This window comes from Tabrizicola soli (assembly GCF_015999335.1).
GTDB lineage: Bacteria > Pseudomonadota > Alphaproteobacteria > Rhodobacterales > Rhodobacteraceae > Tabrizicola > Tabrizicola soli.
The window spans coordinates 40,296-64,345 of the sequence record NZ_JAEACP010000011.1 but is presented as its reverse complement, the minus strand read 5'-3'; the positions used below and the strand labels follow the sequence as shown (position 1 = coordinate 64,345).

Genomic DNA, 24,050 nt, shown 5'->3' with positions numbered 1-24,050 from the left:
CCTCAATCGGCATGGGAAGCGCGTTTGCGCCGCCGTTCGCGGGCAAAGGCGTAAAGCCCCGAGGCGACGATGAGGCCCGCCCCGGCAAGGGTCGGCGCGTCGGGGCGTTCGGCCAGGAAGACCATGCCGAGGCCCATGGCGAAGACCAGGCGGCTGTAGCGGAAGGGCGCCACCACCGCGACCTCGCCGGTGCGCGTCGCGGCCGTCACGGCCCAGTAGCCGGCGGTCCCGAAGACCACCGCGCCCGCCAGCACCAGCGCCTCGGCCCCGGTGACGCCACGCACCTCGCCCGTCCACGCGATCATGCCGAGACCCAGCACCGCCACCGCCAGGAGGCCCCAGGCCGAGACCTGCGCCGTCGTGACGCGCGCCGGGATCGCGCGGGCCGAGAGGTCGCGCACCACGATCCCGGCGACCGAGACGAGGACGAGGAGCGTCTCGGCCCGGAAACCTTCGCCCCCCGGCCGGATCACCAGGAGCACCCCGGCAAAGCCCAGGGCGATCGCCGTCCAGCGCCGCCAGCCGACCCTTTCGCCGAACAGGAGGGCGGCCCCCATGGTCACCGCCAGCGGCAGCGCCTGCAGCACGGCCGCCACCGTGCCGAGCGGCACCACCGCCAGCGCCGCGAGATAGGCCGCCGCCGCGACCATCTCGCCGAGGTTGCGGGCGATGACGGCGGGATGCAGCGCCTCGGCCACGAAGATGCCCCGGCCCTGGCGCCAGGCCATGACGAAGAAGACCGGCGCCCCGAGCGCGCCCGAGATCAGCACGATCTGCCCGACCGGCAGATTGGCCGCCGCCAGCTTGAGGAACAGGTCCTCGACCGCGAAGAGCGCCATGGAGCCCAGCATCAGCAGGATCCCGGTCAGGTTCTCGGTCTGGGTGTCGCTGCGGCTCATCGCGGTGTTCTAGGCAAGGGCGCAACGAAAGGGAAGCGTGGGACGCCGCGTAGGGTGGGCAATATTGCCCACCCTGCCTGGGGGCGGAAGAGCGGGGCCGTCCCGCGTTATCGCCGCCGAATCCGTCACTTGGGCGATTCTCTTCAGAGGCTTGCGAATGGTGCCGCTTCGGGCCGCGTTCCGACCGGGCCGGTGCGGAGGCAGAATCGCCCCCGCGCCCGGCCCCCGGCAAGGTGGATATCCGCCGGCTCCGGCAAGCGGGCCGCGGGCTTGGCAAATCCGGCGATCTTCACAGATTGCGCGAAGTCTGTCCCCAGATCTGTCCACAGCCGCAGCGGCGCGGATGGGGAAAATCCGCAAGGAACGCCGCCTAGCGTCAAGACGGGAAATTTGTCTTTGCGCCAAATTTTCCCGTTGAACGCGAGCGGCGAATACGACAGTTTGACAGTGCGGCGGAAATCACCACAAAATCTAGTGCCGCGACGGACAGTCAAGACGATCCACCGGACGCGCCGTCACCACGGCGCCGCGCAACCCGTCGGCACGCGCCGGCAGGCCGGTTTCGTATTCCCTTGCCCCGTCGCGCCCGAGGCTCGTTTCCGCGACTGATGGTTTCAACCGGCCGGACGGGCCGCAAGAATTGGAGATGAGGGGCATGCAGATCGAGCGGAAGTTCACCACCGAGGCCACCGGCGCCTATGGGTCCATGGCTTTCGCCCTCACCACCTCGGAAATCCGCAACCCGGACGGCAAGGTGGTGTTCCGCAACGAGGCGGTCGAAGTGCCAGAAGGCTGGAGCCAGGTCGCCTCGGACGTGCTGGCTCAGAAGTATTTCCGCAAGGCCGGCGTCCCCTCGGTCCTGAAGAAGGTGAAGGAAAAGGGCGTCCCCGAATTCCTCTGGCGCTCGGTTCCCGACGAGGCGGCGCTGGCGCAGTTGCCGGAGGACCGCCGGATGACCGGCGAGACCTCGGCCAAGCAGGTCTTCGACCGTCTCGCCGGGGCCTGGGCCTATTGGGGCTGGAAGGGCGGCTATTTCACCACCGAGGCCGACGCCCGCGCCTATTACGACGAGATGCGCTTCATGCTGGCCAACCAGATGGCCGCGCCGAACAGCCCGCAGTGGTTCAACACCGGCCTGCACTGGGCCTATGGCATCGACGGGCCGTCGCAGGGGCACTTCTACGTCGACCACCAGACCGGCAAGCTGACCCGGTCGGCCTCGGCCTATGAACACCCGCAACCGCATGCCTGTTTCATCCAGTCGGTCAAGGACGATCTCGTCGGCGACGGCGGCATCATGGACCTCTGGGTCCGCGAGGCGCGGCTCTTCAAATACGGCTCCGGCACCGGCACCAACTTCTCGTCGCTGCGCGGCGAGGGCGAAAGGCTTTCGGGCGGCGGCAAGTCCTCGGGGCTGATGGGCTTTCTCAAGATCGGCGACCGCGCGGCTGGCGCGATCAAGTCGGGCGGCACCACCCGGCGCGCGGCCAAGATGGTGATCTGCGACATGGATCACCCCGATATCGAGCAGTTCATCAACTGGAAGGTGATCGAGGAGCAGAAGGTCGCCTCCCTTGTCGCCGGGTCCAAGATGCACGAGGCGCGGCTGAACGAGATCTTCGCCGCGATCCGGCAATGGGACGGCAGCACCGAGGATGCGGTCGACCCGGCGAAGAACCCGGCGCTGAAGGCCGCGATCAAGGGCGCCAAGAAGGCGATGATCCCGGACACCTATACCAACCGCGTGCTGCAATACGCGCGGCAGGGCTTCGACAGCATCGAATTCCCGACCTATGACACCGACTGGGACTCGGAGGCCTATATCTCGGTCTCGGGCCAGAATTCGAACAACTCGGTCCGCGTGACCGACGCCTTCCTCAAGGCGGTGAAGAACGACCAGCCCTGGGAGCTGGTCCGCCGCACCGACGGCAAGGTCGCCAAGACCGTCTCGGCGCGCGAGCTCTGGGACCAGATCGGCCATGCCGCCTGGGCCTGCGCCGATCCCGGCATCCAGTTCCACGACACGGTGAACGCCTGGCACACCTGCCCCGAGGACGGGCCGATCCGGGGGTCGAACCCCTGCTCGGAATACATGTTCCTCGACGACACCGCCTGCAACCTGGCGTCGATGAACCTCTTGACCTTCTTCCATGACGGCCGCTTCGACGCCGAGGGCTATGTCCATGCGACCCGGCTCTGGACCGTCACGCTGGAAATCTCGGTGATGATGGCGCAGTTCCCCAGCCAGGAGATTGCCCAGCTTTCTTATGATTTCCGCACGCTGGGCCTGGGCTACGCCAATATCGGCGGCCTTCTGATGAACATGGGCCTCGGCTATGACAGCGCCGAGGGCCGCGCGCTTTGCGGCGCGCTGACCGCGATCATGACCGGCATCTCCTATGCCACCTCGGCCGAGATGGCGCGGGAGCTGGGCCCGTTCTCGGGCTACGGGCGCAACCGCGAGCACATGCTGCGCGTGATCCGCAACCACCGCGCCGCCGCCCATGCGACCGGGGTCTACGAGGGGCTGAACGTCCCGGCCGTCGCGCTGGACCATGCGAACTGCCCGGACCAGACCCTCGTCAGCCTTGCGAAATCCGCCTGGGACGAGGCGCTGGCCCTGGGCCAGCAGCACGGCTTCCGCAACGCCCAGACCACGGTGATCGCGCCCACCGGCACCATCGGCCTGGTGATGGACTGCGACACCACCGGGATCGAGCCCGATTTCGCGCTGGTGAAGTTCAAGAAGCTCGCCGGCGGCGGCTATTTCAAGATCATCAACCAGTCGGTCCCGGCCGCCCTCGAAGCCCTCGGCTATTCCACCAGCCAGGCCGCCGAGATCGTGGCTTACGCCGTCGGCCATGGCTCGCTTGGCCAGGCCCCGGCGATCAACCACACCGCGTTGATCGGCCACGGCTTCGGCCCGCGCGAGATCGAGAAGATCGAGGCGGCGCTGCCCTCGGCCTTCGACATCCGCTTCGTCTTCAACCAGTGGACACTGGGCGAGGATTTCTGCAAGGGCACCCTCGGAATCCCGAACGAGAAGCTGGCCGATCCGACCTTCGACCTCCTGCGCCACCTCGGCTTCACCAAGGCCCAGATCGACGCGGCCAACGACCATGTCTGCGGCACGATGACCCTCGAAGGCGCGCCGCACCTCAAGCCCGAGCATTACCGGGTCTTCGACTGCGCCAACCCCTGCGGCAAGACCGGCAAGCGGTTCCTCTCGGTGGAAAGCCACATCACCATGATGGCCGCCGCCCAGTCCTTCATCTCCGGCGCGATCTCGAAGACGATCAACATGCCGAACAACGCCACCATCGCGGAAACGCTGGCGGCCTATGAGCTTTCCCACTCGCTCGGCATCAAGGCCAACGCGCTTTACCGCGACGGGTCGAAGCTGTCGCAGCCGCTGGCGGCCGCGCTGATCGAGGATGACGACGAGGCCGAGGAAATCCTCGCCTCCGGCTCGGCCATGGAGAAGGCCCAGGTCATCGCCGAGAAGATCGTCGAGAAGGTGATCGTCAAGGAGATCGTCCGCTCGCACCGCGAGAAGCTGCCGGAGCGCCGCAAGGGCTATACCCAGAAGGCGCTGATCGGCGGGCACAAGGTCTATCTGCGCACCGGCGAGTATCAGGACGGCTCGCTGGGCGAGATCTTCATCGACATGCACAAGGAAGGCGCGGGCTTCCGGGCGATGATGAACAACTTCGCCATCGCGGTCTCGGTCGGCCTGCAATACGGCGTGCCGCTGGAGGAATTCGTCGAGGCCTTCACCTTCACCCGGTTCGAGCCCGCCGGCATGGTCCAGGGCAACGACTCGGTGAAGAACGCGACCTCGATCCTGGACTATATCTTCCGGGAGCTCGCGATCAGCTACCTCGACCGCACCGACCTGGCGCATGTCGCGCCGAAAGGGGCGAGCTTCGACGACCTCGGCCGGGGCGACGAGGAGGGCAAGCGCAACATCTCGGAAGTCAGCGAGACGGCGGCGTCGAAATCGCTGGAGGTGCTGAAGCAGATCTCCTCGACCGGATACCTGCGCAAGCGCCTGCCGCAGGAGTTCACCGTGCTGCAGGGCGGGGCCGCGGCCACCGCTTTCGGCGGCGGCCTCGCCACCGGCACCGAGGCCGCGGCCCCGCTGGCGGCGATGATGACCGAGACCCGCGTCTCGGGCTTCTCCGAGACCACCAGCACCTTCGCGATCGGCGCGGCGAGCAGTGATGCCCAGGCCAGGGCCAAGGCGAAGCTGCAGGGCTATACCGGCGATTCCTGCGTCGAATGCGGCAACTATACGCTGGTCCGCAACGGCACCTGCAACAAGTGCCTGACCTGCGGCTCGACCACCGGCTGCAGCTGACGAAATGCCGTCACGGGCCCCATGCGCGGGCCCGTGCTCCCCTGTCGGAGCGGCCGCAGGCGGCCGCAAAGGAAGCAGACCCATGGACCTGATCATCGGCAGCCGCCACGTCACCCCCGACGTCATCACCCGCACCCGCGAGGGCGTCGAGGCGGTCCTGCATGGCGAGGCGCTTCTGTCGCTCCTCGACAGCGCGTTCCATGGCGCGGGCACGATCGAGGTCCTGGGCGGCGATCTCGACCGCTGCCCGATGGAAGTGACTGGGATCGCCATGCATGGCGGCGCGACCCGGGTGACGCTGACGGCCCTTGGCGCGGCGCGGCGCCTCATGTGAAGCCGAGCCGGAAACGGCCGGGCCGGCCGGCGGACCGCTCTAGCCGGCCGCCGAGACGCGCCAGATGATGTCGCCGACGTCATCCGCCATCAGGAGGGACCTTCCGTCAGGCCCCAGGGCCACCCCGACGGGCCGCCCGTAGGCCAGCTTCTCGTCCTCGGACAGGAAGCCGGTAAGGATGTCCCGCGCCGGGCCGCTGGGCGCCCCGTTCTCGAAGGGCACGAAGATCAGCCGGTAGCCGCTCAGCCTGGAGCGGTTCCAGGATCCATGCTGGCCGATCACCATGCCGGGGCCGAAGCCGGGCAGGGTGCCGTCGGGCATCCAGCACAGGCCGAGCGACGCCGTATGGCCGCCAAGGGCGTAATCCGGCGTGATCGCGCGCGCGACCAGCGCCGGATCCTGCGGCACCCGGTCGTCCACCGTCTTGCCCCAATAGCAATAGGGCCAGCCGTAGAAGCCGCCGTCGCGCACCGAGGTGAGATAGTCGGGCGGGGTTTCGTCGCCGAGGCCGTCACGCTCGTTGACGACGGTCCAGAGCTGGCCGGTCTCCGGCTCCCAGGCCATGCCGACGGCATTGCGCAGGCCCGAGGCGAAGATGCGGGACCGGCCGGTCGCCAGGTCCAGCTCCCAGATCGCGGCGCGGCCCTCCTCGGCCGCCATGCCCTGATCGCCGATATTCGACAGCGAGCCGACGCCGGCGTAGATCTTCGAACCGTCGGGCGAGGCGATCAGGCTGCGCGTCCAGTGGCCATGCGGCTTGAACTCCACCAGTTTTTGCCCGTCGCCCGACAGCGCGGTGTCGCCCGGGCTGTAGTCGAAGACCTTGATGCCGTCGGTATTGCCCAGGTAGAACCGGCTTCCCACCAGGGCCATGCCGAACGGCTGGTTCTGGTTCCCGACGAAGACCTCGCGGATCTCCGCCGCGCCGTCGCCATCGGCGTCCCGCCACAGGGTGACGCGGTTCGCGCTTTTCCCGATCGCCTTGACCCGACGCATCGTCGCCTGCGCGGCGTGGTCCATCAGCGTCTTCGGCGGTCCGGGCTGCTCCTTCGATTCCGCGACGAGCACGTCGCCGTTCGGCAGCACCTCGATCCAGCGTGGGTGGTCCAGGCCCGAGGCGAAGGCATTGACCGCCAGACCGGGCGCGCAGACCGGCAGGCGGCCGTCCTTCCAGCCTTCGGCGACGGGCACCTTCAGGGTCATGATCCCCTGGCTGCGCGCCTGGGGAATGGCGGGATCGGCGCCGAAGGCCTGATGCGCGGGCGACCGCATGCGCCGCAGGAAGGCAACCGTGCCGCCGACGACGGCGGTTGCTCTTGCGATGAATTCCATGGCTTCCCCCCCTCCAGCCGGGACAGTCTAGCGAAGGTCATGGGGCAGGGACAGCATCTTTGCCCCGGTTTCACCCGACCCGCGGGAAAACCCCGGTGTTCTTGACCGTGCCGTAGACGAAACTCGATTCGATCGAGGCGATGCCGCCGATCGGATGGATCCGGTTGCGGATGAAGCTTTCATAGGCCTCCAGCCCGGCGACCACGACGCGAAGATGATAGTCCGCCGCGCCGGTCAGCAAGTGACAGTCCAGCACCTCGTCCAGCGCACGGATGCGGCTTTCGAAATGCTTCACCACCTCGTCGCTGTGCCGCTCCAGCCGGATGCGGATGAAGACCGTGACCGGCAGACCATAGGCGCCCTGGTCGGCAATGGCCCGGTAGCCGAGGATCGCGCCCGCTTCCTCCAGCAGCCGGATCCGGCGCAGGCAGGGCGAGGGCGAAAGGTTCACCTCGGCCGCGATCTCCAGATTCGTGGCGCGGCCGTTCCTTTGCAGGGCGCGGATGATCTGGCGGTCTTTTTCGTCCATCCTGGCCTGCCTTGGCATTAAATGCTGATCCTGGCTTCCTTTCTGGCATGATTGGCAACCAAATGCCACGGGAACAGGCGCAGTCTGGTGGGCAGCCAGAAGGACAGCCCGATGCGCGATACACAGCCCAGCCTTGCCACCCGCGCCATTCACCATGGCTATGACCCCCGCGAGCATCAGGGCGCGCTGAACCCGCCGGTCTACCTGTCCTCGACCTTCACCTTCGATACGGCCGAGGCCGGCGGCGCGATGTTCGCGGGCGCGGCCGAGGGCCATTTCTACAGCCGGATCTCGAACCCGACGCTGGAGGCCCTGGAACGGCGCATCGCCAATCTGGAAGGGGCCGAGGCCGGGCTTTGCGCCGCCTCGGGCATGGGGGCGATCACCGCGACGCTCTGGACCTTCCTTCGGGCGGGCGACGAGGTGATCCTGGACAAGACGCTGTACGGCTGCACCTTCGCCTTCCTGACCCATGGCCTGCCGCGCTTCGGCGTCACGGTGCGGCCGGTGGACCTGTCCGATCCGGCCAATCTGGCGGCCACGATCGGCCCCAGGACCCGGATCGTCTATTTCGAGACGCCCGCCAACCCCAACAACCGGCTGGTGGACATCGCCGCCATTGCCGGGATCGCCCACCGGCACGGCGCAAGGGTGGTGGTGGACAACACCTATGCCACGCCCGTCCTGACCCGGCCCGTCGAGCATGGCGCGGATATCGTGGTCCATTCGGCGACCAAATACCTCAGCGGCCATGGCGATGTGATCGCGGGGCTGGTCGCGGGCCGGGCCGAGGATATCCAGGCCATCCGGCTGGTCGGCATCAAGGACATGACCGGGGCGGTGATGTCCCCCCTCTCGGCCATGCTGCTCTTGCGCGGGATCAAGACGCTGGACCTGCGGGTCCGGGCCCATTCCGCCGCCGCCCTGACCATAGCCCGCGCGCTCGAGGCGCATCCGGCGGTGAAATGCGTGCATTATCCGGGGCTGGATTCCTTCCCGCAAGCCGATCTGGCGCGGCGGCAGATGGCGGCTTTCGGGGGCATGATCCCGTTCGAGGTGGTGGGCGGCAAGGCGGGGGGAATCGCGATGATGAACCGCCTGGCGCTGGTCCAGCGGGCGGTCAGCCTGGGCGATGCGGAAAGCCTGATCCAGCATCCGGCGTCCATGACCCATTCCACCTATACCCCCGAGGAACGCGCCGCCCATGGCATCGCCGAGGGGCTGGTGCGCCTCTCGGTCGGGCTGGAGGGGGTGGAGGACATCCTGGACGACCTGATGCAGGCCCTGGCCGCCCACAATGCGGAATGAGCGTGACGCCGGCTTCCGCGCAGGCGTCCGGGGCCGGTCGCGATGCGCCGGTTGGTTTCCCCGCGATCCGCGATAGGCTGAACCACCTGAACCCGGTCGCCCATGCGGGCGGGATCGTCTCTGCCGCCTGACCAGAGGAGCCGCCGATGACCCGAGACGTGCAGCATCTGAAGACCATCGAGCAGCGGCTTCTGTGGCTGTCGCACTGGATGATCCACCATGCCAACCACGTCCGCCCCAAGGTGGACGCGATCAAGATCGGCGGGCATCAGGCGTCCTCCGCCTCGATGGTGTCGATCCTGACCGCGCTCTATTTCCAGGCGTTGCGGCCCGAGGACCGGGTGGCGGTGAAGCCGCATGCCGCGCCGGTGTTCCATGCCATCCAGTATCTGATGGGCAACCTGAGCCGCGGGAAGATGGAGGATTTTCGCGGCTTCGGCGGGGTGCAAAGCTATCCCAGCCGGACCAAGGACGTGGATGACGTGGATTTCTCCACCGGCTCGGTGGGGCTGGGCGTGGCGATCACCACCTTCGCCTCTCTGGTGCAGGACTACATCGCGGCCAAGGCCTGGGGCCGCGATCTGCCGCCGGGGCGCATGGTCGCGCTGGTGGGCGACGCCGAGCTGGACGAGGGCAATGTCTACGAGGCCCTGCAGGAGGGCTGGAAGAACGACCTGCGCAATTGCTGGTGGATCATCGACTACAACCGCCAGTCGCTGGACGGGATCGTGCGCGAGGGGCTGTTCGCCCGCGTCGAGAAGATCTTCGAGGCCTTCGGCTGGGATGTGGTGCGGGTGAAATACGGCGCCCTGCAACGGGCGGCCTTCGCCGAGCCGGGCGGCGGCGCCTTGCGCGACTGGATCGACGCCTGCCCGAACCAGCACTATGCCGCGCTGACCTTCATGGGCGGGGCGGTCTGGCGCAAGCGGCTGATGGAGGATCTCGGCGACCAGGGCGAGGTTTCGGCCTTGATCGACCGGCGCAGCGACGCCGAACTGGCCGCGCTGATGGAGAACCTGGGCGGCAACTGCGTCGAGACCATGGCGGATGCCTTCGCCGCCGTGGATCACGACCGGCCGACCTGCTTTCTGGCCTATACGATCAAGGGCTGGGGCACGCCGATCGCCGGGCACAAGGACAACCACGGCGGGCTGATGAACCCGACCCAGTTCGCCGCCTGGCAGGCGCATATGGGGGTGGCCGAGGGGCAGGAATGGGAGCCCTTCGCGGGTGTGGGCGACGCGCAGGCGCTGAAGGGCTTTCTGGCAAGGGTTCCCTTCTTCCTCAAGGGGCGGCGGCGGTATCGCGACGACAGGCTCGCCGTGCCGCGGATCGGAATCGACACCGAGCGCGAGATCTCGACCCAGGCCGCCTTCGGCAGGATCCTGGACGATCTGGCCAGGGGCGACAGTGCCTTGGCGGCGCGGATCGTCACCACCTCGCCCGATGTGACCGGCACCACGAACCTCGGCCCCTGGGTGAACCGGCGCAAACTCTTTGCGCGCAAACCGCTGGCGGACGCCTTCATCGAGCATCGCATCCCCTCGACCGCGAAATGGGACTTCGCACCCGAAGGCCAGCACATCGAACTGGGCATCGCCGAGATGAACCTGTTCCTGCTGCTGGGTGCTGCGGGGCTGAGCCACAGCCTGTTCGGCAAGCGGCTGATCCCCATCGGCACGGTCTATGACCCCTTCGTGCATCGCGGCCTCGATGCGCTGAACTACGCCTGCTACCAGGACGCGCGCTTCATCATCGTGGGCACCCCTTCGGGCGTGACGCTGGCGCCCGAGGGCGGGGCGCATCAATCCATCGGCACGCCCCTGACCGGCATGGCGCAGGATGGGCTTGCCGCCTTCGAACCGGCCTTCGCCGACGAGCTGGCGGTGATCCTGGAATGGGCCTTCGACTACCTGCAGCGCGACGGCGAGGGCGACCCGGACGAACGCACCTGGCTGCGCGACGAGACCGGCGGCTCGGTCTATCTGCGGCTGACCACCAACCCGCTGGAGCAACCGGGCAGGCGCCGGGACGACGCTTTCCGGCAGGGCGCCGTCGACGGCGCCTACTGGCTGCGCCCGCCGGGCCCGAACTGCGAGGTGGTGATCGCCTACCAGGGCGCCATCGCCCCCGAGGCCATCGCCGCGGCGGGTCTCATCGGCGAGCACCGGCGCGACGTGGGGGTGCTCGCCGTCACTTCCGCCGACCGCCTGAACGCGGGCTGGACCGCCGCGCAGCGCGTCCGGGCCCGCGGCAACCGCCGGGCCTGCAGCCATGTCGAGACGCTTTTCGCCGACCTGCCGCGCGACTGCCTGATCGTCACCGCCATCGACGGCCACCCGGCGACGCTCGCCTGGCTGGGGTCGGTCGGCGGCCACCGCTGCGTCTCGCACGGGGTGGAGCATTTCGGCCAGACCGGCACCATCGGCGATCTCTACCGGCACTTCGGGCTGGACCGCCGGGCCCTGGCGCAATCGGTGCTGGAGCTGTCGGCGGGGGCCGGCCGGTCGGCGCAAGGCTGATCTGCAGGCCCCCCTTGGCCCGACCGTCCGGGATGATTAGCTCCTCCCGGACGGAGGGCGCGATGCAGCAGTATTCCTATCTCGACCTGTCCCCGATTGCCGAGGGGCATACGGCGGCCGATGCCCTCGCGGCGACCGTGGATCTGGCCCGCGCGGCGGAACGCTCGGGCTATCACCGCTTCTGGCTGGCCGAGCATCACAACATGCCGGGCATCGCCAGCGCCGCGACGGCGGTACTGATCGGCCATGTGGCGGGCCAGACCCGCGCGATGCGGATCGGCGCGGGCGGCATCATGCTGCCGAACCACTCCCCCCTGATGGTTGCCGAGCAGTTCGGCACCCTGGCCACGCTCTATCCGGGCCGGATCGACCTCGGCCTCGGCCGCGCGCCCGGCACCGACATGGCGACGGCCCGCGCGCTGCGCCGCCACATGGCACCCGAGGACAGTTTCCCCCAGGACGTGCAGGAGCTGATCGGCTATCTCGGCGACGCCGCCGGGACCGCCCCGGTGCAGGCCATCCCCGGAACCGGCACGAATGTCCCGGTCTGGATCCTCGGCTCCAGCCTCTATGGCGCGCAGCTGGCCGCCTGGCTGGGCCTGCCCTATGCCTTCGCCTCGCATTTCGCGCCGGCCCTGCTGGGCGAGGCGCTGGAGATCTACCGCCGGGGCTTCCGGCCCTCGGAGCGGCTGGAGAAACCCCATGTGATGATCGCGGCGGGCGTCTGCGCGGCCGGAAGCGACGCCGAGGCGGAGTTCCTGCGCTCCTCGCAGCTCCTGGCCTTCGCGCGGCTGCGGACCGGGCAGGCGGGCAAGCTGCCCCGCCCGAGCCGCGATCTGGATCGGGAGATCCCCGCGCCCGTCATGGCCCAGGTGCGGCAGGCCCTGTCCTGCTCGGCCACCGGCGCGGCCGCAACGGTGCGGGACGCGCTGGCCGCGCTGATCGCCAGATACCGGCCGGACGAGATCATGGTCACCGGGATGATCCACGACCGGGGCGCGAGGCTGCGCTCGCTGGAAATCGCGGCCGAGGTCCTGGCGGGGCTATGCGACGGGGCGAGGTGACGGTTTCAGGCGGCGGCTTCCAGCGCCCGGATCAGTTCGGCCTCGGTCAGCGGCACCGGATTGCCCTGCATCGAGGAGGAGGCCAGCGCCGACGCGGCGATGCGGGGGAACAGGGCGGGATCCACCCCTTGCGCGACCAGTCCCGGCAGGCCCGCCCCGGCCGCCCAGCGCGCCAGCGTCGCCGGGGCATCGGCCGGCGTGCCGCCCAGCGTCGCGGCGATCTGGCCGAAGACCCGATCCAGCCGAAGCGCCGGCTCGCCCCCGGCATGGATCCGGTTCAGCCGCAGGACGGGGGCGAGAAGCGCGCCGCAGATCGCGCCATGCGGGGCAGGGGCCAGCCCGCCGATCACCCCCGCCAGCCCGTGCACCGCACCCAAGCCCGCATTGGCCAGGGCAAGACCGCCCGAGAGGCTGACCCAGGCCATTGCCTCGCGCGCGCCGGCATCCTCGGCCTGCGTCAGCCGGGCCAGGGCCGCCAGCCCCTGCGCAATGGCGGGGGCGGCAAGCGCATCGGTGAAGGGCGTGGCCCTGTGGCTGACGAAAGGCTCGATCACCTGGGTTATCGCATCCAGGCCCGAGGCCAGCGTCGTGGCGCGGGGCGTGTGGTCGGTCAGGGCCGGGTCCACGATCGCCAGCCGCGCCAGCATCCGGTCGTCGCGCAGCGAGACCTTGCGGCCGTGGTCGGGCAGGCCGATGACCGCGTTCTTCGTCGCCTCGGCCCCGGTGCCCGCCGTGGTCGGCAGCGCGATGAAGGGCAGGGGCGCGGCGCGCAGCGGCAGGGCGCGGCCCACCACCTCCAGATGGTCCAGCGGCCCGCCGGGGGCCGGAACCAGCGCGGCCAGCGCCTTGCCGAGGTCGAGCGCCGCGCCGCCGCCGATTGCGGCGACCCAGTCGGGACGGAAGTCCCTGGCGGCCCGCAGGGTCGGGAGCAGGAGCGGCAGATCGGGCTCGCGCGCGCAGGGCAGGGCCAGGGTCGCGGCGCCTGCCGCCTGCAGCGCCTCGACCAGCCAGAGGGCGCGGGCGGGGCTTGCGCCATGGACGACCAGCCCGCGCGCGCCGAAGGCGCGGATCAGCCCCGGCGCCCGCGCGGCCTCGCCCCGGCCAAAGAGGATGCGGCCGGGGGCGGCGATGGCGAAGGGGGTCAAACGCTCATCGTCGCGGTGACCGCGCGTCCCCAGCGGGCGTATCTGCGGTCGCGGGTCTCCGCGTCCATCTTTGGCGAGAAGCGGCGCTCCAGCGCCCAGGACTGCTGGAATGCGGTCGGGTCGGGGCAGATCCCCGCCTTCAGCCCCGCCAGATAGGCCGCGCCGAGCGCCGTCGTCTCGGTCACCACCGGGCGGTCCACCGGCGCGCCCAGGATGTCGGCGAGAAACTGCATCGTCCAGTCCGAGGCCGTCATCCCGCCGTCGACCCGCAGGACGCCGCCCGCGGCCCCGCCCCAGTCCGCGCGCATCGCCTCCAGAAGGTCGCGGGTCTGGTAGCCGACGCTCTCCAGCGCGGCGCGCGCCAGTTCGGCCTGGCCCGAGTTGCGGGTCAGCCCGTAGACCGCGCCCCGGCAGTCCGGCCGCCAGTAGGGCGCGCCAAGGCCGGTGAAGGCGGGGACCAGCACCACCTCCTGCGCGGGGTCGGCGGCGCTGGCCAGCGCCTGCGTCTCCCCCGCCTCGCGGATGATCTTCAGCCCGTCGCGCAGCCACTGGACAACGGCCCCCGCGATGAAGATCGAACCCTCGAGCGCATAGGTGGTCCGCCCTTCCAGCCGGTAGGCGATGGTGGTCAGAAGCCGGTTCTGCGAGGGCACCCGGTCCGCCCCGGTGTTGAGGAGCGCGAAGCAGCCGGTGCCGTAGGTCGATTTCATCATGCCGGGCGAGAAGCAGGCCTGGCCGACGGTCGCGGCCTGCTGGTCGCCCGCGACGCCGAGGATCGGGATCTCGCGGCCGAAAAGGTCGGCCCGGGTGGTGCCGAAGAAGGCGGCGCAGTCGCGGACCTCGGGCAGGATCGCCATCGGGATGTCGAGGAGTGCGCAGATCTCGGCGTCCCACTCGCCGGTGGCGATGTTGAAGATCAGCGTGCGGGCGGCGTTGGTGGCGTCGGTGGCATGGACCCGGCCGCCGGTGAGCTTCCAGATCAGGAAGCTGTCGACGGTGCCGAAGGCGAGCTCGCCGCGCCGGGCCCGGTCGCGCGCGCCGGGGATGGTGTCGAGCAGCCACTTGATCTTGCTGCCCGAGAAATAGGGGTCGAGCAGGAGGCCGGTGCGGGCGGTGATCATCGGCTCGTGGCCGGCGGCCTTCAGGGCGGCGCAGCCGTCGGCGGTGCGGCGGTCCTGCCAGACGATTGCGCGGTGGATCGGCTCGCCGGTGGCGCGGTCCCAGATCAGGGTGGTCTCGCGCTGGTTGGTGATGCCGATGGCGACGATGTCGGTGGCGGCGACGCCGGCCTTCTCGATCGCGGCGCGGGCGGTGCCGGCGACGGTCGCCCAGAGATCCGAGGGATCGTGCTCGACCCAGCCGGGGCGGGGGTAGTGTTGCGGGAATTCTTCCTGGGCCTGCGCGACGGGGCGGAGGCCTTCGTCGAACAGGATCGCGCGGGAGGAGGTGGTGCCCTGGTCGATGGAGAGGATATGGGTCATGGGGGCGGGCCTGCGGCTGGGGTGTCCACGCGTGGACAGAAAAGAGGGTCCAGTGATTTCAAGGGATTGGATGCGGGCGTTCGGGGATTCTTAACATCTGGAATCGTGCGGAACACGGGGGGCCGGGACAAGAATTTTCGAAAATTCTTGACAAATTTCTTCGAAGAAATTTGGCCCCGGGCGGAACGGGGGCGCTCCGCCCGGGGCCTTGTCGACCTACTGCCAGGACTTGATCAGCTCGTCGTAGCTGATGGTTTCCGGCGCCGGATCCTCGTTCTCCAGCTTGGCGACAGGAGAGCCTGGTTCGTCAAGCCAGACCTGGGGATCCTGCTCCTCGTTCAGTTTCGGGCCGATGTCGCCCTGGACGCCCGCCCGTTCCAGGCGCTCCAGCACCTTCTCCTGCTCGGCGCAGAGCGAATCCAGCGCCTCCTGCGGGGTCTTGGCCCCCGACATGGCGTCGCCGATGTTCTGCCACCAGAGCTGGGCCAGCTTCGGATAGTCGGGGATGTTGGTGCCGGTGGGCGACCAGGCCACGCGGGCGGGCGAGCGGTAGAACTCGACCAGGCCGCCAAGCTCGGGCGCGCGCTTGGTGAAGCTGTCGTGCTGGATGGTGGATTCCCGCACGAAGGTCAGGCCGACATGGGCTTTCTTCACGTCCACCGTCTTGGAGGTAACGAACTGGGCGTAAAGCCAGGCGGCCTGCGCCCGGTCGACCGGGGTGCTTTCCATCAGCGTCCAGGAGCCCACGTCCTGATAGCCGACCTTGGTGCCTTCGGACCAGTAGGCCCCGTGCGGCGAGGGCGCCATCCGCCACTTGGGCGTGCCGTCCTCGTTCATCACCGGCAGGCCGGGCTTGACCATGTCGGCGGTGAAGGCGGTGTACCAGAACATCTGCTGGGCGATCTGGCCCTGGGCGGGCACCGGCCCCGCCTCGCCGAAGGTCATGCCCTGGGCCTCGGGCGGCGTGTATTTCTGCAGCCATTCGATCGCCTTGGTCACGGCATAGACCGCCGCCGCGTCGTTGGTCGCCCCGCCGCGCGCCACGCAGGAGCCGACCGGCTGCGAGTTCTCGTTGACGCGGATGCCCCATTCGTCGACCGGCAGGCCGTTCGGCTCGCCCTTGTCGCCCATCCCGGCCATCGACATCCAGGCGTCGGTGTAGCGCCAGCCGAGGGACGGGTCCTTCTTGCCGTAGTCCATGTTGCCATAGACGCCGGAGGCCGGGCCGCCGGCATAGGACATGTCGCGGCCGGTGAAGAATTCGGCGATGTCCTCGTAGGCCGACCAGTTCAGCGGCACGCCGAGGTCATAGCCGTACTTGGCCTTGAAATCCTCCATCGTCTTGGGATCGGTGAACCAGTCGTAGCGGAACCAGTAGAGGTTGGCGAACTGCTGGTCGGGAAGCTGGTACAGCTCTCCGTCCGGGGCGGTGGTGAACTTGACGCCGATGAAGTCGGCGAGGTCGAGGTTGGGGTTGGTCACCGCCGCGCCGTCGCCGGCCATCCAGTCGGTCAGGCTGCGGGCCTGCTTGTAGCGCCAGTGGGTGCCGATCAGGTCGCTGTCGTTGATATAGGCGTCATAGATGTTCTCGCCCGACTGCATCTGCGTCTGCAGCTTCTCCACCACGTCACCCTCGCCGATCAGATCATGGGTGACCTTGATCCCGGTGATGGCGGTGAAGGCCGGGGCCAGCACCTTGGATTCGTATTCATGCGTGGTGATGGTTTCCGAGACGACCTTGATCTCCATGCCCGCATAGGGCTTGGCCGCGTCGATGAACCATTGCATCTCGGCTTCCTGCTCGGCCCGGGGCAGCGAGGAGAGGTCGCCGATCTCGGCATCGAGAAAGGCCTTGGCGGCCTCGATATCAGCCCAGGCCGGGGCCTGCATCGCCATCAGCGCAAGCGCCATGGCGGTTGCCGTCGAACGTAGTCTCATGTCTTCCTCCCAGATGCGTCGTTTCGGGTTTTCAGTCCGGGCGGAACGCTGGCGCCCGGGGTCGTGCCTTGCCCGTCAGACCCAGCGGAACACCGCTGCGGCATAGACGAGGCAAAGGAGGGTGGCGCCCCAGAGGAGATCGGGGCCGGCAAGGAACAGCCAGGCCAGATGGATGAAGGCCGAGCCGAGAAGCGTGATGAACAGCCGGTCGCCGCGCGTGGTCTCGATCCGCAGGAGGCCGCGGCGCGGGGCCTCGGGGAAACGGATGGCCAGCAGGGTGAACAGGATCAGGAGGCTTGCGATCAGGTAGAAGAACAGGGCGACGGGGAAGGTCCAGGCCATCCAGCCGCCGCGGATCATCGGGGCGAACCAGTCGATCCCGTCCTCGGTCCGGGGCGTGGCTGCGACAAGCCCGGCCAGGATCGCGGCCATGATCGCGCCGGTGACAAGGTAGATCGTGGTCCAGCGGGTGCGGGTCATGTTCATACCCTTCCCAGGGCGAAGCCCTTGGCGATGTAGTTGCGGACGAAATAGATCACGAGGGCACCGGGGATGATGGTCAGCACCCCCGCGGCGGCCAGCACGCCCCAGTCCATGCCGGAGGCCGAGACGGTCCGGGTCATGGTGGCGGCGATCGGCTTGGCGTTGACGCTGGTCAGCGTGCGGGAGAGCAGGAGTTCCACCCAGGAGAACATGAAGCAGAAGAAGGCCGCGACCCCGATGCCGCTGGCGATGAGCGGCATGAAGATCTTCACGAAGAAGCGCGGGAAGCTGTAGCCGTCGATATAGGCGGTCTCGTCGATCTCCTTCGGGACGCCGCGCATGAAGCCTTCCAGGATCCAGACCGCCAGCGGCACGTTGAACAGGCAATGCGCCAGCGCCACCGCGATATGGGTGTCGAAGAGACCGACCGAGGAATAGAGCTGGAAGAAGGGCAGGGCGAAGACCGCCGGGGGAGACATCCGGTTGGTCAGGAGCCAGAAGAACAGGTGCTTGTCGCCCATGAAGCTGTAGCGGCTGAAGGCATAGGCCGCGGGCAGGGCCACGGTGATCGAGATGACCGTGTTCATCACCACGTAGATGATCGAGTTGACATAGCCCATGTACCAGCTGGGATCGGTCAGGATCACCGCGTAGTTGCGGAAGGTCAGGTTCGAGGGGAGAAGCGTGAAGGTCGAGGTGATCTCGGCATTGGTCTTCAGGCTCATGTTCACCAGCCAGTAGATCGGCACCAGCAGGAACAGGAGGTAGAGGGTCATCACCAGGGGAGAGCCGCGCAGCCGCATGTCACTTGCCCTCCTCTTTGTCGAGATTGGTCATCACGGTGTAAAAGATCCATGACACCAGCAGGATCACCAGGAAGTACATGATCGAGAAGGCGGCGGCGGGGCCGAGGTCGAACTGGCCGATCGCCATCTTGACCAGGTCGATCGACAGGAAGGTGGTCGAGTTGCCGGGACCGCCGCCGGTGACGACGAAGGGCTCGGTATAGATCATGAAACTGTCCATGAAGCGCAGCAGGACCGCGATCAGCAGGACGCCCGCCATCTTCGGCAGTTCGATATAGCGGAAGACGGCCCAGCGGCTGGCCTGGTCCACCTTCGCGGCCTGGTAATAGGCGTTGGGGATGGATTGCAGGCCCGCATAGCACAGGAGGGCCACCAGGCTGGTCCAGTGCCAGACGTCCATCACGATGACGGTGATCCAGGCGTCCAGCGGATCGTTGGTGTAGTTGTAGTCGAAGCCGAACTCGGCCAGGTAGCGGCCCAGAAGCCCGATGTCGACGCGGCCGAAGATCTGCCAGATCGTGCCCACCACGTTGAACGGGATCAGCAGCGGCAGCGCCATCAGCACCAGGCAGAGGCTGGCCCAGAAGCCGCGTTTCGGCATGTTCAGCGCGATATAGATGCCGAGCGGCACCTCGATCGCCAGGATGATGGCCGAGAACAGGATCTGCCGCCCGAGCGCCTCGTGCAGGCGGTCGGAGGTGACCATCTCCTCGAACCATTCCAGGCCCACCCAGAAGAATTCGTTGTTCCCGAAAGTGTCGTTCACCGCATAGTTGACGACCGTCATCAGCGGGACGATGGCCGAGAAGGCGACGATCACCAGCACCGGCAGGACCAGGAACCAGGCCTTGTTGTTCAGGGTCTTTTCCATCAGCGGATCCCTTTCGCGGGGGCGACGCGCCAGTCGTCGGCGTAGACGTTGATCCGGTCGGGCGTGAAGCGGACATGGGTCAGGGCGGGACCGATGGGCATCCCCTCGGGGGCGATCACGTTGACGCCGTGGCCCGCGACCTCGCCCCGGACGATGCGGTGGCGGCCCACGTCCTCGACCCGGCGGATGGAGATGGGCAGGCCGTCGCCTTCGGTCAGGACGGCGTATTCCGGGCGGATGCCGATCTGCGCGCGGCCCGGAACCGGCCCGTAGGCGGCGTCGAGCGGGACGCTGGCCCCGCCCAGATGCGCCGTGTTGCCCCGGATCTCGGCCGGCAGCAGGTTCATGCCGGGCGAGCCGATGAAATAGCCGACGAAGGTATGCGCCGGGGTCTCGAACAACTCCTCGGGCGTGCCCATCTGCACCACGCGGCCGTCATACATCACCACCACCTTGTCGGCGAAGGTCAGCGCCTCGGTCTGGTCGTGGGTGACGTAGATCATCGTATGGCCGAACTCGCGGTGCAGCCGCTTCAGCTGGGTGCGCAGCTCCCATTTCATATGCGGGTCGATCACGGTCAGCGGCTCGTCGAAGAGGATCGCGTTCACGTCCTCGCGCACCATGCCGCGGCCGAGGGAGATCTTCTGCTTGGCATCGGCGGTCAGCCCGCGCGCCTTGCGGTCGAGGATCGCCTCCATCCCGATCATCCGGGCGATTTGCTCGACGCGCCGCGCGATATAGGCCGTGTCCTTGCCCCGGTTGCGCAGGGGGAAGGCCAGGTTGTCGCGCAGGGTCATCGTGTCGTAGACGACGGGGAACTGGAACACCTGGGCGATGTTGCGCTCGGCCGTCTCGGCGTCGGTGACGTCGCGGTCGCCGAAGAGGACGCGGCCCTGGCTGGGGCGCAAAAGGCCCGAGATGATGTTCAGCAGCGTGGTCTTGCCGCAGCCGGAGGAGCCCAGGAGGGCATAGGCCCCGCCGTCCTGCCAGACATGGTCCATCGCCTTCAGGGCAAAGTCCTGCTCGCCCCTGGGATGGGCGAGGTAGCTGTGCGCGAGGTTCTTCAGCGTGATCTGTGCCATGGCTCAGGCCGCCGCCGCATAGGCCGCGGGCGCGGCAAGCCGGCCCTCGGCGTCGAAGATGTAGACATGCGCGGGATCGAGCCAGAGGCTGACCTCGCTTCCCGGCTTCAGGTCGTGCACCCCGTGGACCAGGGCCACCCAGCGGTCCTGCCCGTGCGTCAGGTGCAGGAAGGTCTCGGAGCCGGTGATCTCGGTCACGCCCAGGGTGCAGCGGAATTCGACCGCGCGGCCGGAATGGGTGTTCAGGTGCAGGTGGTTCGCCCGGAATCCGGCGGTATAGCGGCCCTCGGGCAGGGGGGCGAAGGCGCCCTCGGCCGGGGCATTGGCCGCGCCGCCGAAATTCATGCGCTGGCCTTCCCTGAAGCAGGAGACGAAGTTCATCGGCGGATCGCTGAACACCCGCGCGGTGGTGGCATCGGCCGGCTGGCGGTAGACGGCGGGGGTCGGGCCGAACTGGGTCACGCGGCCCTCCCAGAGGGTCGCGGTATTGCCGCCGAGGAGAAGGGCCTCCTCGGGTTCGGTGGTGGCATAGACGAAGATCGCGCCCGATTCCTCGAAGATCCGCGGAATCTCGGCGCGCAATTCCTCGCGCAGCTTGTAGTCGAGGTTGGCCAGGGGTTCATCCAGAAGCACGAGCCCCGCGCCCTTGACCAGCGCGCGGGCAAGCGCGCAACGCTGCTGCTGGCCGCCCGAAAGCTCCAGCGGCTTGCGCCCCAGCATCGGGGTCAGTTTCAGCATCTCGGCCGTGGCGCGCACGGCGCGGTCGATCTCGGCCCCCGCCTTGCCCATCAGCCGCAGGGGTGAGGCGATGTTGTCATAGACCGACATCGCCGGATAGTTGATGAACTGCTGGTAGACCATGGCGACCTTGCGGTCCTGCACCCGCACGCCGGTCACGTCCGTTCCATGCCAGATCAGCCGCCCGGCGCTGGGCGCATCCAGCCCCGCCATCAGCCGCATGAGCGAGGTCTTGCCCGAAAGCGTCGGGCCGAGGAGCACGTTCATCGTGCCCTTCTCCAGCGTCAGGGTCGTGGGGTGGACATGGACCTGCCCCTTCACGACCCGGCTTACCGCCTGCAACTCCAGCGCCAATCCGTCCCCCTATCCGGCCTCGGGGCAGGCTGCCCCAAGGCCCGTGGCGCCGGACATGAAGGCGTCCAGCGCGTCGATCTGTTCCGGGCTCATCCGCAGCCCCAGCTTGGTGCGCCGCCAGACCACATCGGCGGCGGCGCGGGCGAATTCATGGTCCATCAGCCAGCGCACCTCGGCCTCGGTCAGGGTCGCGCCGAAGTCGCGGCCAAGGTCGGCGGGCCGGCGGGCGCCGCCCAGGAGCGCCTCGGCCTCGGTGCCATAGGCGCGGATCAGGCGGGCGGCCCAGTAGTCGGTGAGGAAGGGAAAACGGCCCTGCAACCGGCCGGTAAGGGCGGCCACCCCGTCATGCGGAAAGTCGCCGCCGGGCAGGGGGACGCGGGCGGTCCAGGGGCCGGTCGCCTGCGGAAAGAAGGGCGCAAGCCTCTCCATCGCGCCTTCGGCGAGGCGGCGGTAGGTGGTGATCTTGCCGCCGAACACGTTCAGAAGCGGCGCGCCCTCCCGGTCCAGCTTCAGCACATAGTCCCGCGTCGCCGCCGTGGCGGACTTGGCCCCGTCGTTGTAGAGCGGACGCACCCCGGAATAGGTCCAGACCACATCCGCCTGCGTCACCGGCCTGGCGAAATATTGCGAGGCGAAGGCCAGCAGGTAATCGCGCTCCTCGTCGCTGCAGCGGGCGTCTCCCGGCGCGCCCTCGTGGTCCTTGTCGGTGGTGCCGATCAGGGTGAAATCCTGCTCGTAGGGGATGGTGAAGATGATGCGGCCATCGGTGCCCTGGAAGAAGTAGCAGCGGTCGTGGTCGTAGAGTTTCCGGGTGACGACATGCGAGCCGCGGACCAGCCGCACGCCCTCGTTCAGGTCGAGCCGGGCCACGTTGCGGATCACATCCTCGACCCAGGGGCCGCCGGCGTTGACCAGCGCCCGGGCGCGGTGGCGGCGCGGGCCGTCGGGGCCCTCGGTCTCGACCTCCCACAGCCCGTCCGTGCGGGTGGCCGAGGTGACGCGGGTCCGCGTCAGCACCCTGGCGCCGCGCCGGGCGGCGTCGCGGGCGTTCAGCGAGACGAGCCTGGAATCGTCGACCCAGCAGTCGGAATATTCCCAGGCCTTGTGGAAACGGTCCTGCAAGGGACGCCCGGCCGGGTCGCGGGTCAGGTCCAGCGTGCGGGTCGCGGGCAGGATCCTGCGGCCGCCGAGCGTGTCGTAGAGGAAAAGGCCCAGCCGGATCAGCCAGGCCGGACGGCGGCCGCGCATCCAGGGCATCACGCGGGACAAAAGCCGGCCGGTGGGCGTGTCGCCCTCGAAGCGCATGCCGGGATGCCAGGGCAGCACGAAGCGCATCGGCCAGGAGATATGCGGCATGGCGACCAGGAGCGTCTCGCGTTCGGCCAGCGCCTCGCGCACGAGGCGGAACTCGAAATACTCCAGATAGCGCAGCCCGCCGTGAAAGAGCTTGGTCGAGGCCGAGGAGGTCGCCTGCGCGAGGTCGCCCTGTTCGGCCAGCACCACCGACAGGCCCCGCCCGGCGGCGTCGCGGGCAATGCCGCAGCCGTTGATCCCGCCGCCGATGATGAAGAGGTCGGCCACCTCGGGCCTGGTCTTCGCTGTCACGCCGGATTCCCCCCTGGTGGCGAGAGGGTGGGGCGTTCGCGCCGAAAGGTCAATCCGGATTTTTTCGTTTATGCGCGAATTGAGATAAAGCGAACATTACGGGCGTTTCGTGACCGTATTTTCCGGAGGTTTTCGGGATATTTGCCAGAATGCGCGCAAAATCGCGCTGCACCGCGGCGCGATACGCCTTGCACTTGCAGAGACGTTTCGCTCTTGATCCGGCCGGCCGCGTTGGGGAAACTCGGCGCGCAGGCAGGAAGGAAAAGGAAAATCGCCCGTGGCGCTGAGCTTCCGTCAGGTCGCGATCATGGAGATCGCCCGTTCCGAGGGGCGGGTGATGGTCGAGGACCTGGCGCAGAGGTTCGACGTCACGCTGCAGACCATCCGCCGCGACCTGTCGGAACTGGCCGACCTCGGCCATCTCGACCGGGTGCATGGCGGCGCGATGCCGCGGATCGGGGTGGCGAACTTGGGTTATGAACAGCGCCGCCGGATGAACGCGGACGCCAAGGCCGCCATCGCGCGGGCCTGCGCGGCGGCGATCCCCGAGAATTCCTCGCTGATCATGAACCTCGGCACCACCACCGAGGCGGTGGCGCAGGAGCTTCTGACGCACCGCAACATCACGGTGGTGACCAACAACATGAACGTGGCCAATATCCTGGCCGCCAATCCGGGCTGCGAGATCATGGTGGCGGGCGGCGCGCTGCGCCGGTCGGACGGCGGGCTGGTCGGGGAACTGACCACGCAGTTCTTCGAGCAGTTCAAGGTCGATATCGCGGTGATCGGGGCCTCGGCGCTGGACCGGGACGGCGACCTTCTGGATTTCGACCTGGCCGAGGTCAGGGTCTCGAAGGCCATCATCCGGCAGGCGCGCAAGGTGTTCCTGGTCTGCGACCATTCCAAGCTGGACCGTTCGGCCCCGGCGCGGCTGGCCTCCCTGGCCGAGGTCACGGTGCTGTTCACCGACCGGGCCCTGCCGCAGGAGCTGGCGCGGAAATGTGCGGAATGGGGGACCGGCGTCGTGGTGGCCGGGGGATGAGACCGGGGCGCAGGGGTAAGGTGGGCAATACTGCCCACCCTACGCTTGTGCTTGCCTCGTCGGGGGCGGATTGTGCGGCGGCGGCCGGGCTTCTGTGCGGCAGGACCGGCTGGACGGGCTTTGCCGCGGCCATTGCCGGGGCTATGTTGTGCGGCAG

Annotated in this window: 19 protein-coding genes; 7 read left to right on the top strand and 12 right to left on the bottom strand. The window is 68.4% G+C overall.

The genetic code is table 11. The features are described 5' to 3' along the window. Positions 1–2 precede the first annotated feature (2 nt). Positions 3–899, bottom strand: coding sequence for a DMT family transporter (locus I7S92_RS11615; RefSeq protein WP_197644255.1), 897 nt, complete (start codon positions 897–899; stop codon positions 3–5). 655 nt (positions 900–1,554) lie between these two features. Between I7S92_RS11615 and I7S92_RS11610 the strand changes: the two genes are divergently transcribed. Together I7S92_RS11610 and I7S92_RS11605 are read left to right on the top strand one after the other, a co-directional pair. Next, on the top strand, positions 1,555–5,259 hold the full coding sequence (locus I7S92_RS11610) for a vitamin B12-dependent ribonucleotide reductase (RefSeq protein ID WP_197644253.1): 3,705 nt from the start codon (positions 1,555–1,557) through the stop codon (positions 5,257–5,259). An 82-nt stretch (positions 5,260–5,341) separates the two neighbouring features. Beyond that, positions 5,342–5,593: a hypothetical protein gene (locus I7S92_RS11605; protein ID WP_197644251.1), complete on the top strand. Its 252-nt coding sequence runs from the start codon at positions 5,342–5,344 to the stop codon at positions 5,591–5,593. Between the two features lie 39 nt (positions 5,594–5,632). On the opposite strand, the gene I7S92_RS11600 is transcribed toward I7S92_RS11605, so the two are convergent. Both I7S92_RS11600 and I7S92_RS11595 read right to left on the bottom strand, forming a co-directional pair. Next, positions 5,633–6,925 (bottom strand): PQQ-dependent sugar dehydrogenase, encoded by a 1,293-nt coding sequence (locus I7S92_RS11600; protein WP_197644248.1) that lies wholly within the window; start codon positions 6,923–6,925, stop codon positions 5,633–5,635. Positions 6,926–6,995: 70 nt separating this feature from the next. Continuing rightward, on the bottom strand, positions 6,996–7,454 hold the full coding sequence (locus tag I7S92_RS11595; protein ID WP_197644245.1) for an Lrp/AsnC family transcriptional regulator: 459 nt from the start codon (positions 7,452–7,454) through the stop codon (positions 6,996–6,998). A gap of 111 nt (positions 7,455–7,565) precedes the next feature. Here I7S92_RS11595 and I7S92_RS11590 point away from each other — a divergent pair, with 111 nt between their 5' ends. The 4 genes from I7S92_RS11590 to I7S92_RS11580 all read left to right on the top strand — a co-directional run bounded on the left by I7S92_RS11590 (position 7,566) and on the right by I7S92_RS11580 (position 12,348). Beyond that, a complete protein-coding gene (locus I7S92_RS11590; protein ID WP_197644242.1) occupies positions 7,566–8,762 on the top strand; it encodes a methionine gamma-lyase in 1,197 nt (398 codons plus the stop codon). Beyond that, positions 8,759–8,893, top strand: a complete 135-nt coding sequence (locus tag I7S92_RS23355; RefSeq protein ID WP_277922964.1) for a hypothetical protein — start codon at positions 8,759–8,761, stop codon at positions 8,891–8,893. Before I7S92_RS11590 ends, I7S92_RS23355 begins: the two co-directional genes overlap by 4 nt. Before the next feature lie 15 nt (positions 8,894–8,908). Beyond that, positions 8,909–11,284, top strand: coding sequence for a thiamine pyrophosphate-binding protein (locus tag I7S92_RS11585; RefSeq protein WP_197644239.1), 2,376 nt, complete (start codon positions 8,909–8,911; stop codon positions 11,282–11,284). 62 nt (positions 11,285–11,346) lie between these two features. Next, on the top strand, positions 11,347–12,348 hold the full coding sequence (locus I7S92_RS11580) for an LLM class flavin-dependent oxidoreductase (RefSeq protein ID WP_197644236.1): 1,002 nt from the start codon (positions 11,347–11,349) through the stop codon (positions 12,346–12,348). A 5-nt stretch (positions 12,349–12,353) separates the two neighbouring features. Here the strand turns inward: I7S92_RS11580 and I7S92_RS11575 are convergent, their stop codons facing one another. The 9 genes from I7S92_RS11575 to glpD form a co-directional block, all read right to left on the bottom strand. Continuing rightward, complete coding sequence (locus I7S92_RS11575) at positions 12,354–13,493, bottom strand: iron-containing alcohol dehydrogenase (RefSeq protein ID WP_197644233.1); 1,140 nt, start codon at positions 13,491–13,493, stop codon at positions 12,354–12,356. Further along, positions 13,490–14,974: a glycerol kinase GlpK gene (gene glpK, locus I7S92_RS11570; protein ID WP_197644231.1), complete on the bottom strand. Its 1,485-nt coding sequence runs from the start codon at positions 14,972–14,974 to the stop codon at positions 13,490–13,492. The genes I7S92_RS11575 and glpK overlap by 4 nt, the downstream gene beginning before the upstream one ends. Before the next feature lie 216 nt (positions 14,975–15,190). Next, on the bottom strand, positions 15,191–16,912 hold the full coding sequence (locus tag I7S92_RS11565; protein WP_197644230.1) for an ABC transporter substrate-binding protein: 1,722 nt from the start codon (positions 16,910–16,912) through the stop codon (positions 15,191–15,193). A 75-nt stretch (positions 16,913–16,987) separates the two neighbouring features. Further along, positions 16,988–17,392, bottom strand: a complete 405-nt coding sequence (locus tag I7S92_RS11560) for a DUF2160 domain-containing protein (RefSeq protein WP_197644227.1) — start codon at positions 17,390–17,392, stop codon at positions 16,988–16,990. A gap of 2 nt (positions 17,393–17,394) precedes the next feature. Further along, on the bottom strand, positions 17,395–18,198 hold the full coding sequence (locus I7S92_RS11555) for a carbohydrate ABC transporter permease (protein WP_197644224.1): 804 nt from the start codon (positions 18,196–18,198) through the stop codon (positions 17,395–17,397). Between the two features lies 1 nt (position 18,199). Beyond that, positions 18,200–19,072, bottom strand: a complete 873-nt coding sequence (locus tag I7S92_RS11550) for a carbohydrate ABC transporter permease (protein ID WP_197644221.1) — start codon at positions 19,070–19,072, stop codon at positions 18,200–18,202. Continuing rightward, entirely contained in the window at positions 19,072–20,154 is a 1,083-nt protein-coding gene (locus I7S92_RS11545; protein WP_197644218.1) for an ABC transporter ATP-binding protein, read from the bottom strand. The genes I7S92_RS11550 and I7S92_RS11545 overlap by 1 nt, the downstream gene beginning before the upstream one ends. A 3-nt stretch (positions 20,155–20,157) precedes the next feature. Next, on the bottom strand, positions 20,158–21,246 hold the full coding sequence (locus I7S92_RS11540) for an ABC transporter ATP-binding protein (protein ID WP_197644216.1): 1,089 nt from the start codon (positions 21,244–21,246) through the stop codon (positions 20,158–20,160). Positions 21,247–21,255: 9 nt separating this feature from the next. Next, entirely contained in the window at positions 21,256–22,851 is a 1,596-nt protein-coding gene (gene glpD, locus I7S92_RS11535; RefSeq protein WP_197644213.1) for a glycerol-3-phosphate dehydrogenase, read from the bottom strand. A 277-nt stretch (positions 22,852–23,128) separates the two neighbouring features. Here glpD and I7S92_RS11530 point away from each other — a divergent pair, with 277 nt between their 5' ends. Continuing rightward, the gene (locus I7S92_RS11530) at positions 23,129–23,893 is read left to right on the top strand and encodes a DeoR/GlpR family DNA-binding transcription regulator (protein WP_197644210.1); all 765 of its coding nucleotides are present in this window, start codon (positions 23,129–23,131) and stop codon (positions 23,891–23,893) included. Positions 23,894–24,050 lie beyond the last annotated feature (157 nt).

Bases quoted from the DNA above. Each gene is read 5' to 3' on its own strand.
- I7S92_RS11615 (WP_197644255.1), bottom strand. From the start codon at position 899: ATGAGCCGCAGCGACACCCAGACCGAGAACCTGACCGGGATCCTGCTG.
- I7S92_RS11610 (WP_197644253.1), top strand. From the start codon at position 1,555: ATGCAGATCGAGCGGAAGTTCACCACCGAGGCCACCGGCGCCTATGGG.
- I7S92_RS11605 (WP_197644251.1), top strand. From the start codon at position 5,342: ATGGACCTGATCATCGGCAGCCGCCACGTCACCCCCGACGTCATCACC.
- I7S92_RS11600 (WP_197644248.1), bottom strand. From the start codon at position 6,925: ATGGAATTCATCGCAAGAGCAACCGCCGTCGTCGGCGGCACGGTTGCC.
- I7S92_RS11595 (WP_197644245.1), bottom strand. From the start codon at position 7,454: ATGGACGAAAAAGACCGCCAGATCATCCGCGCCCTGCAAAGGAACGGC.
- I7S92_RS11590 (WP_197644242.1), top strand. From the start codon at position 7,566: ATGCGCGATACACAGCCCAGCCTTGCCACCCGCGCCATTCACCATGGC.
- I7S92_RS23355 (WP_277922964.1), top strand. From the start codon at position 8,759: ATGAGCGTGACGCCGGCTTCCGCGCAGGCGTCCGGGGCCGGTCGCGAT.
- I7S92_RS11585 (WP_197644239.1), top strand. From the start codon at position 8,909: ATGACCCGAGACGTGCAGCATCTGAAGACCATCGAGCAGCGGCTTCTG.
- I7S92_RS11580 (WP_197644236.1), top strand. From the start codon at position 11,347: ATGCAGCAGTATTCCTATCTCGACCTGTCCCCGATTGCCGAGGGGCAT.
- glpK (WP_197644231.1), bottom strand. From the start codon at position 14,974: ATGACCCATATCCTCTCCATCGACCAGGGCACCACCTCCTCCCGCGCG.
- I7S92_RS11565 (WP_197644230.1), bottom strand. From the start codon at position 16,912: ATGAGACTACGTTCGACGGCAACCGCCATGGCGCTTGCGCTGATGGCG.
- I7S92_RS11560 (WP_197644227.1), bottom strand. From the start codon at position 17,392: ATGACCCGCACCCGCTGGACCACGATCTACCTTGTCACCGGCGCGATC.
- I7S92_RS11555 (WP_197644224.1), bottom strand. From the start codon at position 18,198: ATGCGGCTGCGCGGCTCTCCCCTGGTGATGACCCTCTACCTCCTGTTC.
- I7S92_RS11550 (WP_197644221.1), bottom strand. From the start codon at position 19,072: ATGGAAAAGACCCTGAACAACAAGGCCTGGTTCCTGGTCCTGCCGGTG.
- I7S92_RS11545 (WP_197644218.1), bottom strand. From the start codon at position 20,154: ATGGCACAGATCACGCTGAAGAACCTCGCGCACAGCTACCTCGCCCAT.